The following is a 13110-nucleotide window of genomic DNA, read 5'->3' as shown; positions in this document are numbered from 1 at the left end:
GTATCGTAGGGTGAGCGTGGGAGCGGGCTTGCCCCGCGATGGGTTGTAGAGCCTTAGCGCATCATGTCCTTGACCATCCGCTGCTGCTCCAGGATCTGCCGCTGCCGGGCATCGATCTGGGAGGCCAGCGGGAAGTTGCTCCCCGCCCGGCGCTTGGCGAAATCAAGCTGCTGCACCGCCTGATCAAAGTCACCCACCAAGGTGAAGTACTCGGCGCGTGCCCGATGCAAGCCGATGGTATTGCCCGACAGCCCACGCACCTCAGCCACCTCGTACCAGACATCCGGATCATCCGGACGCTTCTTGACCAGGTCATCCAGCACCTTCTGCGCTTCAGCCGGCTTATTCTGCTTGATTAGCAAATCAGCCCGCGCCTGCTGCAGGGGGTAGTTGTTCGGATACAGTCCGCGCAGCTTTTCAATGCGCTGTTGCGCATCGGCCAGGCGGTTGTTGGTGATGTCCAGGTCAACCTGGGCCAGGTTGTAGGTGATGTCGTTGGGTGCCTTGGCCAGCAGCGGCTTGAGGTTCTCGCGCGCTTCGTTGAGCCGCCCACCCTTGATCTGCGCCAGGGCCAGGCCATAGCGTGCAGCATCCAAGTTAGGGTTTTGGTCGAGCTGGTCGCGGAAGCGCTTGGCTGCCAGCCCCGGTGTTTCCTCATAGGTCAAGGCGACGCGGGCGCGGATCAACTGATAGCGCAGGCTGTCTTCAACGCCGCCTTTGGGCATCTGCTCGGCACGGTTGCGGGTGTCGGCGATACGCGACTCGGTCACCGGGTGAGTCAGCAGGAACTCCGGCGGCTTGGCACCGTAGCGATACTGACGGGCCAGACGCTCGAACATGCTCGGCATGGTGCGCGGGTCATAGCCGGCTTTTTCCAGGTTCTGGATGCCGATGCGGTCGGCTTCCTGCTCGTTCTGCCGGGAGAAACGCCGTTGCTCCTGGATTGCCGCCGCCTGGGTGCCAGCGATCAAGCCAATGCCGGCGTCACCACCACCGCCCGCAGCCAGGACGATACCGGCCAGCAGCGCGGCCATCATCGGCAGCTGCATGCGCTGTTGCGCCTCGACTCCACGGGCAAAGTGGCGTTGCGACAAGTGCGCCAGTTCGTGCGCCAGTACCGAGGCGTATTCACCTTCGCTCTGGGCATTGAGGAACAGTCCGCCGTTGACCCCGACGATCCCGCCTGGGGCGGCAAACGCGTTGAGCTCACGGCTGTCGATCAGAATGAATTCCAGGCGCCGGTCTTGCAGCTGGCTGGTTTCGGCCAGCTTGTACACGCTGGTTTCGACGTAGTCCTTGAGCTGCGGGTCGTTCAGCTGCCTGACGTTGCCGCGCAGCAAGCTCAGCCAGGCGCGGCCCAGCTCATGCTCCTGCTGTGGGGAAACGATCGCGGAACTGGCATCGCCCAGTGACGGCAGGTCGTCAGCATGGCCGGGCAGGGCCAGCAGGCAGGCCAGCGTCAGCAGGGTGGGGCGCAGTAGATTCATGCACGAAGCTCGCGTCGGATCAAAGTCCGTACTGTAGCTGGCTCACACCTTGGCGACCAGTGGCGGTATCCTACGAGTCTTGTCTGCCATGCACTGTTGCCCTCGCCAGGAGCCCCGCGAATGATCGATAGCCTGACCTGCGACGCCGAACTCGACGCCAGTGGTCTGAACTGCCCATTGCCGCTGCTCAAGGCCAAGATGGAACTCAATCGCCTGGCCAGTGGCGGGGTGCTCAAGGTGATCGCCACCGATGCAGGTTCGCAGCGCGACTTCAGCACTTTTGCCCGCTTGTCCGGTCATACCCTGCTGCATGAAACAGCCGAGTCCGGCATCTATACCTACTGGCTGCGCAAGGCCTGAGTTTTTCTCCCAAGGATCGTCAATGTTCAAAGTGCTTCGCGACTGGATGCAGCGCTACTTCTCCGACGAAGAAGCGGTGGTGCTGGCGGTCCTGCTGGTCCTGGCCTTCACGGCGGTATTGACCCTCGGCGGCATGCTCGCCCCGGTGCTGGCGGGTTTGGTCCTGGCGTTTCTGATGCAGGGGCTGGTCAATGCCCTGGAACGGCTGAAAGTCCCTAGCCGGTATGCCGTGGGGCTGGTTTTCGCCCTGTTCATGGGCGCCCTTGGGGTGTTCCTGCTGGTGCTGGTGCCGTTGCTCTGGCACCAGCTGATCACCCTGTTCAACGAGTTGCCGGGCATGCTCGGCAAGTGGCAGTCGTTGCTGTTGCTGCTGCCGGAGCGCTATCCGCACCTGGTGTCCGATGAGCAAGTGCTGCGCGCCATCGAGTCGGTGCGTGACGAGATCGGCAAGTTCGGCCAATGGGCGCTGACCTTCTCGCTGTCGAGCCTGCCGCTGCTGGTCAACGCGATGATCTACCTGGTGCTGGTGCCGATCCTGGTGTTCTTCTTCCTCAAGGACCGCGAGTTGATCGCGCGCTGGGTCAGCGGTTATCTGCCGCGTGAGCGCAACCTGCTGACCCGGGTGGGCGATGAGATGAACCGGCAGATCGCCAACTATATTCGCGGCAAGGGCATCGAAATCCTGATCTGCGGGATTGCCACCTACATCGCCTTCATCAGCCTGGGGCTCAACTATGCGGCGCTGCTGGCGTTGTTGGTGGGGCTGTCGGTGGTGGTGCCGTACGTAGGGGCGGTGGTGGTGACCGTGCCGGTGACCTTGATCGCGCTGTTCCAGTGGGGCTGGGGCGACCAGTTCATCTACCTGATGGCGGTGTACGCAATTATCCAGGCGCTGGACGGCAACGTGCTGGTGCCGCTGCTGTTCTCCGAGGCGGTGAGCTTGCACCCGGTGGCGATCATCTGTGCGGTGTTGCTGTTTGGCGGGCTTTGGGGGTTCTGGGGGATCTTCTTCGCCATCCCGCTGGCGACCTTGTTCAAGGCGGTGCTGGATGCCTGGCCCAAGCAGGAGCCGGCGGTGGCGCCGTTGCTGTAATAGCTGGGGCGCCTCGCGGGCAAGCCCGGACACAGGGTTCAGTGCCGTGATTGTGGGAGCGGGCTTGCCCGCGAAGCGGCCCCAGTCGATCTCAAGCTTTGTTCAGATCCTGAGCCGCGGCCAGCACGGCATCCACATGCCCCGGCACCTTCACGCCACGCCACTCCTGACGCAGCACGCCATCCTTGTCGATCAGGAAGGTGCTGCGATCCACGCCCAGGTATTCCTTGCCATACAGCTTCTTGAGCTTGATCACATCGAACAGCTGGCACAGCGCCTCGTCCTTGTCGCTGATCAGTTCAAAGGTGAAGCCCTGTTTGGCCTTGAAGTTCTCGTGCGACTTGATGCCATCGCGCGACACGCCAAACACCACCGTGTTGGCAGCCTGGAACGCCGCGTGCTGGTCGCGAAAGCCCTGGCCCTCGGTGGTGCAGCCTGGGGTGCTGTCCTTGGGATAGAAGTACAACACCACCTGCTTGCCTTTCAGCTCAGCAAGGCTGACGGTCTGGCCACTGGTGGCCTGGGCCTGGAAGTCGGCAACGGGTTGGTCGAGTGCTACGGCCATGGGAGTTTCCTTACATCGGGTTCTGTGGGCGCCACGGTTCGATCAGCGCATCCAGGTTCAGGGCGTCGGCAAAGTCCAGGAACTGATCGCGCAGCCAGCTGATCTGGGTGCCGGCTGGCAGGATCACGGTGAACTGGGCGTTGAGCATGCTGCTGCCAGTCTGCGGCGCCAGGTAGGTGTCGCAGGTCATCGCTTCGAGCTCGACGCGGTGGTCGAGGAAGAACTGGCACAGCTCATTGATGATGTCCGGGCGATAGGCGGCGCTGACGTAGGCCACATAAGGCAGGGCCTGCGGGCGCACTTCCTGGTCGGCGCTGCGCACCACATCCAGGGTCAGGCCGTGCTTCTTGCCCAGGCCCGGCAAAATGGCTTCAAGGCGCGCCAGGGCGTCCCAGCTGCCGCCGACCTGCAGCACCAGGGCGCTGGTTTCGCCATGGCGGGACAGACGCGAGGTGACCACTGCGCAACGATTGTCGAACGCGGCGCGGCTAAGGACGTTGGCCAGCTCCATCGGGTTGGGGCCCAAGGCACTGATGACAAGGAATTGTTCGCGGACTGTGGGGGTGGACATGCAGCATTCCTAAAGCGATGAGCGGTCGGGGCAGGACGGGGGCTAGCCTCCTTTTGCGCAGGGTTCCAGGCCGGTAAAGGCGGTCATGGACGCACGTGGGGAGCACTGTCGACGGCCCGACGGGCCGCGCTGCACCGATCAAAGGATCAAGGGTAGCGAAAAGCAGCGCCGAGGGGAATGCTCCGCCCGCCAGCTTCGCTTGTGCAAGGCCGATGGCGCCAGTACCATTACCGCTCTCTTTTTCCGGCAGGAGCAGTTACATGATTGCGGGCAGTATGGTGGCATTGGTCACACCCATGGATGCACAAGGGCGTCTTGATTGGGACAGCCTCGGCAAACTTGTAGACTTCCACCTGGAAAAAGGCACGCATGCAATCGTCGCTGTCGGCACTACCGGTGAGTCGGCGACCCTGAGTGTCGAAGAGCACATTCAGGTCATCGAGTTCGTGGTCAAGCGGGTCGCTGGGCGCATCCCGGTCATCGCCGGTACCGGGGCCAACTCCACCTCCGAAGCCGTGCACCTGACCCAGAACGCCAAGAACGCTGGCGCCGACGCCTGCCTGCTGGTGGTGCCGTACTACAACAAGCCGACCCAGGAAGGCTTGTACCAGCACTTCAAGCACATCGCCGAAGCCGTCGACATCCCACAGATCCTCTACAACGTACCCGGCCGCACCTCCTGCGACATGCAGGCCGAGACGGTGATCCGCCTGTCGACCGTGCCGAACATCATCGGTATCAAGGAAGCCACTGGCGACCTGGACCGCGCCAAGGCCATCGTCGATGGCGTCAGCAAAGACTTCATCGTCCTGTCCGGCGATGATCCGACTGCAGTCGAGCTGATCCTGCTGGGCGGCAAAGGCAACATCTCCGTTACTGCCAACGTCGCCCCGCGCGAAATGGCCGATCTGTGCGAGGCCGCCCTTGAGGGCAATGCCGAGAAGGCCCGCGCGATCAACGAAAAACTCATGCCGCTGCACAAAGACCTGTTCTGCGAAGCCAACCCGATTCCGGTGAAGTACGCGCTCGTGGAAATGGGCCTGATGCAACAAGGTATTCGCCTGCCGCTGACCTGGCTGAGCGAAGGTTGTCACGAAAAAGTCCGTACTGCCTTGCGCCAGTCCGGCGTACTGGTTTAATCGAGGAAGTACACCGCATGAAGCGACTGGCTGGTCTTTCCGCCCTTGCCCTGATCATTTCCAGCACCAGCGGTTGCGGGTGGCTGTGGGGCGACGAGGGTTATTTCCGCGACCGCGGCAGCGATTACCTGCAGGCGCAACCGACCGCGCCAATGCAGTTGCCGCCGGACGCTGCCAACGTCAAGCGCCTCGATCCGCTGTTGCCGATCCCGCGTAACGTGGCTGACGACACCGCCACTGGCGAGTACGAAGTACCGCGTCCGCAACCTCTGACGGCCGGTGCCGATATCAGTGATTTCAGCCTGCAGCGCAGCGGCAGCAGCCGTTGGGTACTGGCCCAGCGCTCGCCAGCCGAAGTCTGGCCGGTGACCCACCAGTTCTTCGAGGACAACGGCTTCCGTATCGCCGAAGAGCGCCCGCAGACCGGCGAATTCACCACCACCTGGCAGCGCTTCGATGAGCTCTCGGCGTCGCTCGGCCAGCGCCTGGCCAGCTCCGCCAGCAGCGGCGACAGCGAAGTACGGGTGCGGGTACGCATGGAGCCTGGCGTGCAGCGCAACACCTCCGAGGTGTATGTGGTCAGCGCCGAGCGCCCGGCCGGCAGCACTGCCGAGACCGAGTTCCCGTCCAGCTCCACCAACACCGCTGTCGATGCACTGCTGGTCGACGAAATGCTCGCCAGCATGAACCGTAGCGCCGAGAAGGGTGGTTCGGTCTCGCTGTTGGCCGCGCGTGATTTCGACGCACCAAGCCGCGTCAGCCTGAGCGAAGACGGCAGCGGCAACCCGGTGCTGTACCTGGGTTCTGACCTCGACCGCGCCTGGTCTGGCGTAGGCCGCGCCCTGGAGCAGGGTGAGTGGCGCGTCGAAGACATCAACCGCAGCCTGGGCCTGTACTACATCAACTTGTCCGAGAAACCTGACGACAAGCAGAACCAGCCAGGCTTCTTCAGCCGCCTGTTCGGCAGCGAGCCGACCAAGGAAGAGCGTGAAGAACGCGCCGAGCGTTATCAGGTGCGCCTGAGCAAGGTCGGCGAGAGCGTGCAGGTTACCGTCGAGAAGAACATCAACACCGTGGCCCCGGCCGATGTCGCCCGCCGCGTGCTGAGCGCCATTCAGGACCACCTGGGTTAAGTGCGCTTCGCGGTACTGGGAAGCGGCAGCCAGGGAAACGGCACGCTGATCGCCAGTGGTGACACGTTCATCCTGGTCGATTGCGGGTTCTCCCTGCGCGAAACCGAGCGGCGCCTGGCGCTGCTCGGGGTCTCGGCGGCGCAACTGAGCGCGGTGCTGGTCACCCACGAGCATGCCGATCATGTGCATGGCGTAGGCTTGCTGTCACGGCGCTACAATGTACCGGTCTACCTCAGCCAGGGCACCTTGCGCGGTTTGCGCAAGCCGGTGGAGGTGGCCGGTTTTCTCGGTTGTGGCGACACCCTCAGCATTGGCGCCTTGCAGGTCAGCGCGGCGCGGGTCGAGCATGATGCCTACGAGCCGTTGCAGTACGTGATCAGCGACGGTCGTCGGCGCTTCGGCATGCTGACTGACCTGGGCTGCTACGATGCACGCCTGCTGGAGCGCTACCAGGGCCTGGATGCACTGCTGATCGAGGCCAACCACTGCCGCGACCTGCTTGCTCGCGGCCATTACCCGCATTTCTTGAAATTGCGGGTCGGTGGCAACCAAGGACATTTGAACAACCACCAGGCCGCCAACCTGGTGGCCGAGCTGGGATGGCAGCACCTGCAACACCTGGTGCTGGCGCATCTGAGCAGCAAGAACAACCTGCCACAACTGGCCCGTCAGTGCTTCGTCGACACCTTGGGGTGCGACCCGGACTGGCTCCAGGTGGCGAATCAGGAACACGGGCTCGACTGGCGCGAAATCGCCTAGCCCAACTACTCAAGCAAGCGGAGCCCAATCATGGAAAAACGCGAAGAACTCTACCGCGGCAAGGCCAAATCGGTTTACAAGACCGACGACGCCGACCGCTTGATCCTGCTGTTCCGTAACGACACCTCGGCGTTCGACGGCAAGCGCATCGAACAGCTCGATCGCAAAGGCATGGTGAACAACAAGTTCAACGCCTTCATCATGCAAAAGCTTGAAGAAGCCGGCGTGCCGACCCAGTTCGACAAACTGCTGGGCGACAACGAATGCCTGGTGAAGAAGCTCGACATGATCCCGGTCGAATGCGTCGTGCGTAACTACGCCGCCGGCAGCCTGGTCAAGCGCCTGGGCGTCGAGGAAGGCATCAAGCTCGAGCCCTCGACCTTCGAACTGTTCCTCAAGAACGACGAGAAGGGCGACCCGTTCATCAACGAATCCCACGTGGTTGCGTTCGGCTGGGGCACCGCCGAGCAACTGGTCGAGATGAAGAAGCTGTCGCTGAAGGTCAACGAAGTGCTGAACAAGCTGTTCGATGACGCCGGCCTGCTGCTGGTCGACTTCAAGCTGGAGTTCGGCGTATTCCACGGCCAGATCGTTCTGGGCGACGAGTTCAGCCCTGACGGCTGCCGCCTGTGGGACAAGGAAACCCGCAAGAAGATGGACAAGGACCGCTTCCGCCAGGGTCTGGGCGACGTGATCGAAGCCTACGAAGAAGTTGCCAAGCGCCTGGGCGTGCCGCTGTAAGGCCCGTGTTGACGCAAGCGTTTGATACCACGCGAAATTTTTTCAAATAAAGGTTTGCCTTTCGCGAAATCGCTGGTATCATGCGCGCCACTGGAGAGATGCCGGAGTGGTCGAACGGGACGGATTCGAAATCCGTTGTACTGGCAACAGTACCTAGGGTTCAAATCCCTATCTCTCCGCCATACATCGAGAAGCCCCGCAGATTAACGTCTGCGGGGCTTTTTCGTTTCTGGATTTAAGCTATACATCACTTCCTCTGCTGGCATGCTCGCAGAGAGCACAGGACGCAGTAGGGGATCGGTTGAGATTTTAGGATGAATCCACTAGGTGTAGGTCTTTTCTCAGGATCAGCATGAGATCCAAAAGGACAATGGCGACGTCGGTGCCGACTGGAGAAACTCAGACAATTCGATTCCATTCCAATCGATGCTTCCCACTCCTTATCTTGTGAAAGTACGTACTCATCAGTAATGGATTTAAGGGCCCATGCTCTTTTCTCGTCCTGCGTACTTATTGCGTTAGGTACGCAGGATTACGTCACGAAATTATTGGGATGCAGCTAGAGTGCACTTTTGCAGGTGCGCTTGACCGATGTCCTCAGGAACAATTTCAAGCTTTGCTCCACCTACAAACACGCCAACCTTGATCGACTGACGCACGTAGTAATTCTTGCCAGCAGCCGCTACCAAATCGATCACATTGTCACTGAACTCTGATTCAGTACCGATCTTGTGCAGGCCAGGTGTGATCAAGCGATGGAAGTACACCCGGTTCGCGGTCTCACCGATAGTCTTGCCATCCAGCGTGACAGTTTTCTTCAAGCCCTGGCCTGCAAAACTGTCACGGTAGATGTACAGCCCGGCTTGGTCAGCGGGAGGTGAGGCAAATGTCTTTAGCGCTGCGTCGGCCTGTGGTGACTCCATCGGTACAGACGCGCACCCAGTGAGGATGGCAAAGCCAACGGCGGCCGCGAAAAGCTTAATTCGAGCGTGCATATGAGTCCTTTATCAATCGATACCTAGTTTGGGCGACTCCAAGTCGCTGATGGCATTATGCCGTGATCTATTACAGGTTCGAAGCTATTTGAGTCAAAAGCGATGACGATCCCTTGCGGTGCCCACTGTTAAACGCCTTAAAGCGATACCCCACGAATGTAGGTTCTCCTCAAGTGCACTTGCTGGAACGCGTCACGACGAGGAGTCAGGGACTTATCACTGGCGTTTTTCTCGTGTGAAAACATCTGATCAATCGATGTCGCCGTGCTGGCATGCTGCAATCATTGCACCCCATCCGCGCCTTGTAGAGAATCGCCTCCTTTGCCTCGAAGGGATGCGTGCAAATGAAGTTCGATGGGACTTTTCAATACATGGGTAATCACGGGATCGTCTTCAACGTCTCGCAGATCACTCTCTCCGACAGCGACCGCCCACGCCTGCGCGAGCTGCATTTTGGCGAAGCGAAAAGCGCCCATTACGAAGTCAGCAGCAAGGTCGTTGAGGTCTACGACAAGATGCAGGCCAAGAACCTGCCGTGCCTGATGATGATCGGCATTTCCAAGCCGCTGACCCGGCAGCAGGGCGACGTGCTGAACGCGCAGCGCACCACCGTTGCCAACATTGCAGCGAGTGCGTTCACTAGCGCCACCAGTGCTGTCGCCACTCCCTATGTGGGGGTTCCGTTAGGGGCGGGAGTACGTCTTTATGCCAATAAAATCCTGCCCACCTACCATGCTGGCGACGTACTGGTCAGCATTGAGGCGCAGGTCAATGGCGGGATTGGCCCACAGCGCTCGGGCACGTCGCTGATTATCAAGGCTTGAGGGAAGCGTACATGTCCGACATTACTCAACTGGTCATCGCCCTGGTGCTGTTCTTCCTGCTTGATCAGTTTCTGAAGCCCTATTTACTGCGCAAGTGGCTAGGGGTGACGTTACTGGTGGCTGGTGCGATTGGCTGCATTACTGCAGGTCAGATCCAAGTGATGGGGGCTGACCTGGGGTTGTGGTCAGTCTTTGCTGTGTCCCTGGGTGTAGGGTTGTTCATCAGGCGACGGCGGTTTTTCGAAGTTGGCTAACGTCGAGCGATGTAAAGCCCCTGATCTCAGCGAAGAGGTCAGGGGCTTTTTGTACATTCAGCGAGCTGCATCGCCGAGCGGTTGTTCTGCCGCAAGCGAGACTTCCTGCGACAAGGCTTTGGCCATACCCGAGAGATAATGCACTGCTGTCATCAAAGTCGGCGCGTTTTTCAGATCCTGATTGATAGCGAGATCGCTGAGCATGTGCGCGCAACTTATCAGCGTTGTTGATTGTTCCAGCGCATAGTCCACGGCATGGCCGGCGACCACTCGAAACAGTGGTTCTGGATTATTGATGTCGCCGCTATCACCGAAACCCGCTATGCCATGCGTGGTTGCAAGGGGTTCTTTATCCTTGGTCATTCTGTCTCTCCTTGATGTGAATAAACCTGTCAGTGCCGTAAGTTGATGCGGCGACAGGCAACTTCAAACCTGAGTGCAGAGGAGGGTCGGGGACAATCTTGCGCATGTTATCTCCTTGGGTCATAAGGAGTTGCACACCAACGCTGTCAAACGAATGGAGGCAACTGTACGCAGGTTGACAGACCGGTGACCCAAGAACCCCGGCGCACACGAATGTGCCCCGCGTACAGCTGCCATAGAGCGCAGCCACGGGCTTGAGTCGGTCGGCCTGTCAAAGCCGGTCGCTGATTTGGCAACGACCGGCTGAGACTAGGGACAGTTCTCGGCAGTGGCAACGGCTTGAGGGCGCACGGAGTCTGTTTGGGAAATGGACTACAAGCTATCGGGAAATTCTGATTAAGCGGTGTAGGAATGGTGTTGTTTTCGCCGGGATGGCCTCACCGCGGGCAAGCCCGCTCCTACAGGTGGCGGGGTGTTTTTATAATGGCGAATCGGATCCAATAGTTTGAACGGTATATGGAAATGGGTTAGCATCCGCGCGCCATCAGTATGCTGGCGCATCATTATTTAAAGGACTTTGTATGAAAAAGCTGTTCAAAGCTACCGTTGCAGTAGCAGTCGTTTCGGGTGTTGCACTGCTGTCGGGCTGCACCGGTCAGGTCTACAACCAGCAAAAGAATTGCTCCTACGACTACCTGTTCCACCCTTCGGTTTCTATCTCTAAAGTTATCGGCGGCTGCGGTCCAATCGACAAGCTGCCACGCCCGCAGTAATTTTAGATGCCTGACTGAACCCTTCTGGATTCAGTCCAAAACCCCCTGGCATGAAAGTGCCAGGGGGTTTTTGTTTATGGCCCTGGGCGCGGCGTTTGGTCACTGAGGCATCCCGCCACCTTGCGCCGGCCTGCGCAATTTGTTTGTGCTGGCATTTGCGTTACAATCGGCGAAACGTTTCAGCCCTGGCCGGTCAATTCGACCATCGGCTGGCGTCCCTGTTTCTAAGCTGCTGACTCCAATGATCAATAACAAGCGTGCGCTGAAGGACATGGATAAACGAGGCCCGGCCTAGGCCTTCCTTACGTGCTAACGATTGGAATTGATCAATGTTCAAGAAAGCTGGCAAGACCCTGCTGGGTCTGGCTGTAGCGGCAAGCCTGATGCAGGCGCACGCTGACGAAGCCAAGAAAGTCGACGTGCTGCTGGTTGGCGGCGGCATCATGAGTTCGACCCTGGCGGTCTGGCTCAACGAGCTGGAGCCTAGCTGGTCGATGGAGATGGTCGAGCGCCTGGATGGCGTGGCTGAAGAAAGCTCCAACGGCTGGAACAACGCCGGTACCGGCCACTCCGCCCTGGCCGAGCTGAACTACACCCCGGAAGACAAAGACGGCAACGTCAATATCTCCAAGGCCATCGAGATCAACGAGTCGTTCCAGATCTCCCGCCAGTTCTGGTCGTGGCAGGTCCGTCAGGGCGTGCTGAACAACCCGCGCTCGTTCATCAACACCACCCCGCACATGAGCTTCGTCTGGGGTGATGACAACATCAAGTTCCTCAAGAAGCGTTACGACGCGCTGCAAACCAGCCCGCTGTTCCGCCCGATGCAGTACTCCGAAGACCACGCGCAAATCGCCAAGTGGGTTCCGCTGATGATGGAAGGGCGTGACCCGAACCAGAAGCTGGCCGTGACCTGGACGCCGATCGGCACCGACGTCAACTTCGGCGAGATCACCCGCCAGTTCGTCAAGCACCTGCAAACCCGCGAGAACTTCGACCTCAAGCTGTCCAGCGAAGTGCAGGACATCACCCGCAACGAAGACGGCTCCTGGCACGTCGAGTACAAGAACCTCAAGGACGGCACCACCACCGCCACCGACGCCAAGTTCCTGTTCATCGGTGCTGGTGGCGGCGCGCTGAAGCTGCTGCAAAAATCCGGCATCCCGGAAGCCAAGGAATACGCAGGCTTCCCGGTGGGTGGCTCGTTCCTGGTGACCGAGAACCCGACCATTGCCATGCAGCACATGGCCAAGGCCTACGGCATCGCCTCGACCGGCGCGCCACCCATGTCGGTGCCGCACCTCGATACCCGCGTGCTCGATGGCAAGCGCGTGATCCTGTTTGGCCCATTCGCGACCTTCTCGACCAAGTTCCTCAAGAACGGCTCGTACCTGGACCTGCTGAGCAGCACCACGCTGCACAACGTCTGGCCGATGACCAAGGTCGGTGTCGATCAGTACCCGCTGGTCGAGTACCTCGCAGGCCAGCTGATGCTGTCTGACGACGATCGCTTCGCGGCCCTGCAGACCTACTTCCCGCACGCCAAGAAAGAAGACTGGCGTCTGTGGCAGGCCGGTCAGCGCGTGCAGATCATCAAGCATGACGAAGACAAGGGCGGCGTGCTGAAGCTGGGCACCGAAGTGGTCACTTCCCAGGATCGCTCGATCGCAGGCCTGCTGGGTGCATCGCCAGGTGCCTCGACCGCCGCGCCGATCATGCTGACCGTGCTCGAAACCGTGTTCAAAGAGAAAGTCGCCACGCCTGAGTGGCAAGCCAAGCTGCACCAGATCGTGCCGAGCTACGGCACCAAGCTGAACGACTCGCCAGCCGCGGTGCAGAAAGAGTGGAACTACACCTCTGAAGTGCTGCAGCTGGAGAAGCCACCGGTGATCGATCAGACCGTGAGCACCGACGCTACCCCGAGCAAGCCGGTTGAAGCCAATCCTGCTAGCGACATGGCGTTGTAAGACTGCGCCGGCCCTGGCGACGTTGTGATGTCGCCGGTGCCATCGCGGGGCAAGCCCGCTCCTACGCAATCCCGTAGGAGCGGGCT

15 protein-coding genes and 1 tRNA gene are annotated in these 13110 nt (G+C 60.1%); 11 read left to right on the top strand and 5 right to left on the bottom strand.

What is annotated here, in order from left to right:
• Positions 1-53: 53 nt before the first annotated feature.
• On the bottom strand, positions 54-1487 hold the full coding sequence (locus AAZU54_RS26555; protein ID WP_186555339.1) for a M48 family metalloprotease: 1434 nt from the start codon (positions 1485-1487) through the stop codon (positions 54-56).
• A gap of 120 nt (positions 1488-1607) precedes the next feature.
• Between AAZU54_RS26555 and AAZU54_RS26550 the strand changes: the two genes are divergently transcribed.
• Both AAZU54_RS26550 and AAZU54_RS26545 read left to right on the top strand, forming a co-directional pair.
• Complete coding sequence (locus AAZU54_RS26550) at positions 1608-1847, top strand: sulfurtransferase TusA family protein (protein ID WP_312152450.1); 240 nt, start codon at positions 1608-1610, stop codon at positions 1845-1847.
• A 22-nt stretch (positions 1848-1869) separates the two neighbouring features.
• The gene (locus tag AAZU54_RS26545) at positions 1870-2940 is read left to right on the top strand and encodes an AI-2E family transporter (protein ID WP_186555337.1); all 1071 of its coding nucleotides are present in this window, start codon (positions 1870-1872) and stop codon (positions 2938-2940) included.
• Positions 2941-3031: 91 nt separating this feature from the next.
• Here AAZU54_RS26545 and AAZU54_RS26540 read toward each other — a convergent pair whose 3' ends face one another.
• Together AAZU54_RS26540 and AAZU54_RS26535 are read right to left on the bottom strand one after the other, a co-directional pair.
• On the bottom strand, positions 3032-3505 hold the full coding sequence (locus tag AAZU54_RS26540) for a peroxiredoxin (RefSeq protein WP_186555336.1): 474 nt from the start codon (positions 3503-3505) through the stop codon (positions 3032-3034).
• A gap of 10 nt (positions 3506-3515) precedes the next feature.
• A complete protein-coding gene (locus AAZU54_RS26535; RefSeq protein ID WP_186555335.1) occupies positions 3516-4076 on the bottom strand; it encodes a glycine cleavage system protein R in 561 nt (186 codons plus the stop codon).
• A 260-nt stretch (positions 4077-4336) separates the two neighbouring features.
• Here AAZU54_RS26535 and dapA point away from each other — a divergent pair, with 260 nt between their 5' ends.
• From dapA to AAZU54_RS26510, 5 genes are all read left to right on the top strand, one after another.
• Complete coding sequence (dapA, locus tag AAZU54_RS26530) at positions 4337-5215, top strand: 4-hydroxy-tetrahydrodipicolinate synthase (RefSeq protein WP_186555334.1); 879 nt, start codon at positions 4337-4339, stop codon at positions 5213-5215.
• 17 nt (positions 5216-5232) lie between these two features.
• Positions 5233-6348 (top strand): outer membrane protein assembly factor BamC, encoded by a 1116-nt coding sequence (gene bamC / locus AAZU54_RS26525; RefSeq protein WP_186555333.1) that lies wholly within the window; start codon positions 5233-5235, stop codon positions 6346-6348.
• Entirely contained in the window at positions 6349-7107 is a 759-nt protein-coding gene (locus tag AAZU54_RS26520; protein WP_186555332.1) for an MBL fold metallo-hydrolase, read from the top strand.
• Positions 7108-7137: 30 nt separating this feature from the next.
• A complete protein-coding gene (gene purC, locus AAZU54_RS26515; RefSeq protein WP_008097517.1) occupies positions 7138-7848 on the top strand; it encodes a phosphoribosylaminoimidazolesuccinocarboxamide synthase in 711 nt (236 codons plus the stop codon).
• Between the two features lie 92 nt (positions 7849-7940).
• Positions 7941-8030, top strand: a tRNA-Ser gene (locus AAZU54_RS26510).
• A gap of 363 nt (positions 8031-8393) precedes the next feature.
• On the opposite strand, the gene AAZU54_RS26505 is transcribed toward AAZU54_RS26510, so the two are convergent.
• On the bottom strand, positions 8394-8843 hold the full coding sequence (locus AAZU54_RS26505) for a DUF2846 domain-containing protein (protein ID WP_186555330.1): 450 nt from the start codon (positions 8841-8843) through the stop codon (positions 8394-8396).
• A 344-nt stretch (positions 8844-9187) separates the two neighbouring features.
• On the opposite strand from AAZU54_RS26505, the gene AAZU54_RS26500 reads away from it, so the two are divergent.
• Both AAZU54_RS26500 and AAZU54_RS26495 read left to right on the top strand, forming a co-directional pair.
• Positions 9188-9667: a hypothetical protein gene (locus AAZU54_RS26500; protein WP_186555329.1), complete on the top strand. Its 480-nt coding sequence runs from the start codon at positions 9188-9190 to the stop codon at positions 9665-9667.
• 11 nt (positions 9668-9678) lie between these two features.
• The gene (locus AAZU54_RS26495) at positions 9679-9921 is read left to right on the top strand and encodes a hypothetical protein (protein ID WP_186555328.1); all 243 of its coding nucleotides are present in this window, start codon (positions 9679-9681) and stop codon (positions 9919-9921) included.
• Between the two features lie 57 nt (positions 9922-9978).
• Here AAZU54_RS26495 and AAZU54_RS26490 read toward each other — a convergent pair whose 3' ends face one another.
• Positions 9979-10284 (bottom strand): DUF3077 domain-containing protein, encoded by a 306-nt coding sequence (locus AAZU54_RS26490; protein ID WP_312152446.1) that lies wholly within the window; start codon positions 10282-10284, stop codon positions 9979-9981.
• Between the two features lie 581 nt (positions 10285-10865).
• Between AAZU54_RS26490 and AAZU54_RS26485 the strand changes: the two genes are divergently transcribed.
• Positions 10866-11057 carry a DUF4223 family protein gene (locus tag AAZU54_RS26485; RefSeq protein WP_186555326.1) on the top strand — a complete coding sequence of 64 codons (192 nt, stop codon included), beginning with the start codon at positions 10866-10868 and terminating at the stop codon, positions 11055-11057.
• A gap of 329 nt (positions 11058-11386) precedes the next feature.
• Positions 11387-13024 (top strand): malate dehydrogenase (quinone), encoded by a 1638-nt coding sequence (mqo, locus tag AAZU54_RS26480; protein WP_186555325.1) that lies wholly within the window; start codon positions 11387-11389, stop codon positions 13022-13024.
• Positions 13025-13110 lie beyond the last annotated feature (86 nt).

The sequence above is a fragment of the Pseudomonas sp. Je.1.5.c genome (assembly GCF_051129895.1).
GTDB lineage: Bacteria > Pseudomonadota > Gammaproteobacteria > Pseudomonadales > Pseudomonadaceae > Aquipseudomonas > Aquipseudomonas urmiensis.
The sequence above is the reverse complement of the archived record's forward strand: the minus strand, read 5'-3'. Positions and strand labels throughout refer to the sequence as shown.

Bases quoted from the DNA above. Each gene is read 5' to 3' on its own strand.
- AAZU54_RS26555 (WP_186555339.1), bottom strand. From the start codon at position 1,487: ATGAATCTACTGCGCCCCACCCTGCTGACGCTGGCCTGCCTGCTGGCC.
- AAZU54_RS26550 (WP_312152450.1), top strand. From the start codon at position 1,608: ATGATCGATAGCCTGACCTGCGACGCCGAACTCGACGCCAGTGGTCTG.
- AAZU54_RS26545 (WP_186555337.1), top strand. From the start codon at position 1,870: ATGTTCAAAGTGCTTCGCGACTGGATGCAGCGCTACTTCTCCGACGAA.
- AAZU54_RS26540 (WP_186555336.1), bottom strand. From the start codon at position 3,505: ATGGCCGTAGCACTCGACCAACCCGTTGCCGACTTCCAGGCCCAGGCC.
- AAZU54_RS26535 (WP_186555335.1), bottom strand. From the start codon at position 4,076: ATGTCCACCCCCACAGTCCGCGAACAATTCCTTGTCATCAGTGCCTTG.
- dapA (WP_186555334.1), top strand. From the start codon at position 4,337: ATGATTGCGGGCAGTATGGTGGCATTGGTCACACCCATGGATGCACAA.
- bamC (WP_186555333.1), top strand. From the start codon at position 5,233: ATGAAGCGACTGGCTGGTCTTTCCGCCCTTGCCCTGATCATTTCCAGC.
- purC (WP_008097517.1), top strand. From the start codon at position 7,138: ATGGAAAAACGCGAAGAACTCTACCGCGGCAAGGCCAAATCGGTTTAC.
- AAZU54_RS26505 (WP_186555330.1), bottom strand. From the start codon at position 8,843: ATGCACGCTCGAATTAAGCTTTTCGCGGCCGCCGTTGGCTTTGCCATC.
- AAZU54_RS26500 (WP_186555329.1), top strand. From the start codon at position 9,188: ATGAAGTTCGATGGGACTTTTCAATACATGGGTAATCACGGGATCGTC.
- AAZU54_RS26495 (WP_186555328.1), top strand. From the start codon at position 9,679: ATGTCCGACATTACTCAACTGGTCATCGCCCTGGTGCTGTTCTTCCTG.
- AAZU54_RS26490 (WP_312152446.1), bottom strand. From the start codon at position 10,284: ATGACCAAGGATAAAGAACCCCTTGCAACCACGCATGGCATAGCGGGT.
- AAZU54_RS26485 (WP_186555326.1), top strand. From the start codon at position 10,866: ATGAAAAAGCTGTTCAAAGCTACCGTTGCAGTAGCAGTCGTTTCGGGT.
- mqo (WP_186555325.1), top strand. From the start codon at position 11,387: ATGTTCAAGAAAGCTGGCAAGACCCTGCTGGGTCTGGCTGTAGCGGCA.